Below are 4,538 nucleotides of genomic sequence, written 5' to 3' on the forward strand. Positions count from 1 at the left end.
CCGATGTGCTGGCCGCTCAACGCCGTGAACGCGCCCGCATCCGCAGCGAACGCCAGCATCGTTGGGGCCGTCCCCGCGACGAAGCCGCATGATCAAAACCGGTGAACGTTCGTGGTCAGCCCACTAGCTACGCCACTGATCGACGAGCCAGGCGCCGATCTCCGGCTCGGTCATCTCGGGGAATTCCTCGGTGAAGGTGATGAGCGCCCGCAACGCCTCGTCGCGATCGAGGCCGCGCGCCGCCGCCGCCTGCAGGTATTGCTGACGGGCGACGGTGGGCCGGCCTCCGCCCGCGCCGCGGCCGGGCAGACTGGCTCGCCACCGCGTGATCTCCTCCAGCCGGTCGGGGCGCCAGCCGGGGGATCCGTCGATGTCGACGTCAGGCTCGGGAAACGGGTGGCTCGAATCGGCCGGATAGCGCGTGCGCCATTTGTGCACGGCGTGCCGGCTGACTCCGAGCGCCTGGGCGATGCCGAGAACGCCGAGATAGGACCCGGTCATGGCGCGCACCCTCTGTCTTTCCGGCCTCCTCTGCCGATCTCATTACTACCACGCGGTCAACGCGTCCCCGAGACGCACCAAACATTGTCTCTCGCGTAGACGACTATAGGGAAGACCTATAACGTCGTCAACGGCGTGGACAACGATCAGGCTCCAGTGAACAGGCGGTTGAGGCCCACGTCCGTGTTCCACGTGCGGTGATGGGCCTCCAGCAGGTACGGCCGCAGGTGCTCCGTCCGCGCCTTGACGGTCTCGAAGTCGGCGCGGTACTTCTCCGCGAGCTCGGCCACGTGCTCGACCAGAGCCCGTTGGTCGATGGTCGTCAGCACCCGGTTCCTGATCACCACCCGGCTGTCCACGAAGACGTCGGTGACCGCTCGTCCCGACTCGGTGTGCACCAGCTGCCGCACCGGGCTGTTCAGCGGCACGAAGGTCGGGTTCGACAGGTCGAGCGTGACCAGGTCGCCCCGGAAGCCGACCTTGATCTGGCCGAGGTCGTCGTCGCTGCCGAGCGCGTGCGCGCCACCGCGGGTCGCCGCGCGCCACGCCTGGTCCGCCTGGTCGGGGCCGGGATCGACGCGACTGATGGCGGCCATCGAGGTGAGCAGCTTCATGGCCTGGAACATGTTCTGGGCGTCGCTGCAGAAGGAGTTGTCGCCGCCGAGCCCGAAACTGACGCCGGCCTCCTGGATGGCGTGGATGGGCGGGATGCCGCTCTTGAGCCGTCCATCGGGTTCGTTCCGCTCGGATCGAGGACGTCCGGCCCATCTCGGAAAACGGGCAGACCTATTCGCGCCTGGCCGTTGACGGGAAGCGCGCCAGCCCCACGCAGTTGGCCGTTGGCGGGAAGTGAGGCCAGGCCCACACATCTAGCCGTTGATGGGACAGCGGCCAGGCCCATACGCACCTGGCCGTCGACAAAGGGCTCGCTGATCCGCAAGCACAGCCAGTGGGCTGGAAGCCTCGCGGGACCCGTAGCGACGCAAAGGGGCATGGCCCGCACGGAAGAGTGGGCGAAGGGCTTCGCCAACAGCATGGCATGCACGACGGCCGGCAGCGTGGCCTCGACCCGGTCGAACCCCGTAGTCGGTGATGCGCTGGATCGTGATCGAGGAGCCCTCGACGTCGACCTTGTGCCAGGGTCGTTCAGAGGGCCGGGAGACGTGTGCGATCGCGATCGATCGGTGGGACATGATCGCGCACCAGGGACCGATCGAGAGGCCGGTCGCGAGGACGCTCGCGGACTGGTCCCGGGGTCGCTCGCGAGGTCGCTCGGGCGACCGATTGCGAGAAGCCGGGTGCTCTGGATCAAGGTGGCGGGGCAGGGCGCCTGTGCGAGCGAAGCGCCCTGCCCACCACGAACTACCCGTCGCAACGCTCACCAGGTCCACGCGGAAGAACCGGGGAACCAGACCGAACGGCACGGGCGTGCAGGTCAGGTCATCTGGTCACGCATGATCCCTGCCGACATTCACACGGTGGCAGCGACAGGTGGGCGCGTGCCCTCTGTGGGGACGCCGGCTCAGGGAGCGAGGCAACCGGTCAGCGGGATCTCGGTGGGCACTGCCAAGGTGGTGAGTTCGGTCGCGCTGCTGGTCACGCACTCGAGGAGAGCGACCGGATCGATGACGGCGTTCGCGGCCGGGGCCGCAGCGAACAGGCCTGCGGTCGCCAGTGCGGCAGCGGCGGCGATCAGGCGGGCAGGTCGACGCATGTGCATCCTCCAGAAATAGTTACGGACTGCGTCTGCAACACTACAGTCGGTAGTAAAGGATCGGTAGCGCCAACCGCGGTGTGTCACTCCCAGCTCATCATCACATCCACCCACCTCGACCGCACCAAAGACCATGCATGCCCTGGGCACTAGCCCATCCACCCCACCAAGCCACGATCCGCCCTTTCGTACGCGTGACCCCGCGACCGTGACCCCGTGACCCCGAAACCATGACCCCGTGCCCCGCGACGCGTGCACCGGCGCCTCGTGACCCGCGGACCCCATGGCCCGCAACCCTGTGAATCCGCGACCTGCGCGCGCGACCTTGGGACTTCTGTGACCTTGGGATCAGCTGATGGGGAGGGGTTCGTCGTCGGGGTCCTCGGTGAAGCCGGGCACCCAGCGGATGACCTCGTCGCGAAAGCGGGCCGTGGTGCCGAGCTGGCACAGCACGCCGATCCCCGCCGCGTGCACCCGGTGGATCAGCACGTACGACGGAGGCAGGTTGAGCTGCCGGACCACGTTGTTCGGCCGGAGGTCGGCGACGCTGGCCGCCTGCGTCTGCAGCCACGCCCGGCTGAACGTGAACTCCTCCACCGCCGTCGGCTCCACGTACGGCGCCAGGAAGGCCCGCAAGGCGTCGGCATCGATGTCGATGTCCTCGCGGATGAAGCCCTCACGTCGCAGGCCGGCCATCACGGTCTCCATGTCGCCCTCGTTGAAGATCCGCATCAGCTGCCCGAAGACCGTGGGATACCCGGCGGGCATCCGGTTGACCGCACCGAAGTCGAGGACGCCGAGCTTGCCGTTGGCGAGCATCCGGAAGTTGCCCGGGTGGGGATCGGCGTGGAGCATGCCGACGCGCGAGGGGGAGGAGAACAGGAACCGTACGAACAGCAGCCCCGCCCGGTCGCGCTGCTCCTCGGTGCCGTCGGTGATGATGCGCGACAACGGGGTGCCGTCCATCCACTCGGTGACCAGTACCATCTCGTTGGCCGCCACCACGTCGGGCACGTGGAAGTCGGGATCGCCGTCGAACGCGAGGGCGAAGGCGTGCTGGGCCTCGGCCTCTCTGAGGTAGTCGAGCTCCTCGGCGATGCGCTCGCGCAGCTCGTTCAGCACGGCCTTCATGTCGAGGCCGGGCAGCAGCGCGCCGAACATCTTGCCCAGCCGCGCGAGCTGGGAGAAGTCGCCGAGCAGCGCCTTGCCCGCCCCCGGGTACTGGATCTTGACGGCCACGTCCCTGCCGTCCCGCCAGACGGCGCGGTGCACCTGCCCGATCGAGGCGGCGGCCGTCGGCTTGTCGTCGAACGACAGGAAGTGGTCACGCCAGCCGTCGCCCAGCTGCTCCGTCAGCACCTTGTGGACGGTGGCGACGGGCAGCGGCGGCGCGGAGTCCTGCAACTTGGTGAGCGTGGCACGGTAGGGGCCGGCGATCTCCTGCGGCAACGCGGCCTCGAAGATCGACAGCGCCTGGCCGACCTTCATCGCGCCGCCCTTGAGCTCGCCCAGGACCTTGAAGACCTGCTCGGCGGTGCGCTGCTGGACCTCCTGCGCGACGATCTCCGCCGACTTGCCGCCGATGCGCTTGCCCAGCCCGAGGGCCGCACGCCCCGCGAAGCCGAGTGGGAGGGTGGCCAGCTTGGCCGAACGCGTGACTGCACGACGCGGAAGATCGCTCACATCGGTGCGCGGAACCTCGATGAGATACCGCTTCCCCCCTTCGTGGTCGTCCCCTGAGCACGTCAGTCGAGGTGAGGTGCCATGACCATTCTTAGCGAATATTGATTGTTTCGCATACAACGACATTGAGGGTGAACGCTCCAAGACCGCCTTTTCCATTGCCAATCAGGCGTTATGTCTACTGTGCCGTTGGTCACAACGGACTCCCGGCCATCGAGATGACCAAGCGCATGGCCGACGGCTGCCGCCGCGACCACGGCCGTGAGCGCCGAAGCACAGGCGATCTCGCCGGGGGGATAGCCGCCCAGCCTGGCGGTGACCATCGGCCAGGTGGGGTCGCGGTCGCGTCGTGTCAGATCGAGGCAGTGCAGGCACGCCGTGCTGCCGGGCAGGACCAGCGGACCGATGGTGCCGTACCCCTCGAAGGCCGTCACCAGCAGGTGGGGGATGCCCAGTGAGTTGAGGTCGTTGATCAGTAACCCGTCGAGGGGGGCGACCGGCGCGATGATGACGAGGTCGGGCCGGTCGGTCTTGTCCCCCAGGAACGGCCCACCGGCCAGGACGTTCACCGTCGGCTCCACCACCTCCCCTCGTCCCGGCGCCTCACCACCACGGTCAGAACCCGCCCCCGCGCTTCCGC

The 4,538-nt window shown here is 68.1% G+C and carries 4 protein-coding genes and 1 pseudogene; all 5 read right to left on the reverse strand.

Going from position 1 to position 4,538, the window contains the following annotated elements:
- Positions 1 to 123: 123 nt before the first annotated feature.
- Entirely contained in the window at positions 124 to 501 is a 378-nt protein-coding gene (locus tag C1J01_RS46375) for a hypothetical protein (RefSeq protein WP_111185372.1), read from the reverse strand.
- Positions 502 to 647: 146 nt separating this feature from the next.
- On the reverse strand, positions 648 to 1,370 hold the full coding sequence (locus C1J01_RS46380) for an amidohydrolase family protein (protein WP_111185368.1): 723 nt from the start codon (positions 1,368 to 1,370) through the stop codon (positions 648 to 650).
- A 653-nt stretch (positions 1,371 to 2,023) separates the two neighbouring features.
- Positions 2,024 to 2,215 (reverse strand): hypothetical protein, encoded by a 192-nt coding sequence (locus C1J01_RS46385; protein ID WP_146615996.1) that lies wholly within the window; start codon positions 2,213 to 2,215, stop codon positions 2,024 to 2,026.
- A 348-nt stretch (positions 2,216 to 2,563) separates the two neighbouring features.
- A complete protein-coding gene (locus tag C1J01_RS46390) occupies positions 2,564 to 3,898 on the reverse strand; it encodes an ABC1 kinase family protein (RefSeq protein ID WP_111185370.1) in 1,335 nt (444 codons plus the stop codon).
- 62 nt (positions 3,899 to 3,960) lie between these two features.
- Positions 3,961 to 4,538: pseudogene (locus tag C1J01_RS46395) on the reverse strand (ThiF family adenylyltransferase); the annotation flags it as partial.

This window comes from Nonomuraea aridisoli, from assembly GCF_003236395.1.
Classification (GTDB): domain Bacteria; phylum Actinomycetota; class Actinomycetes; order Streptosporangiales; family Streptosporangiaceae; genus Nonomuraea; species Nonomuraea aridisoli.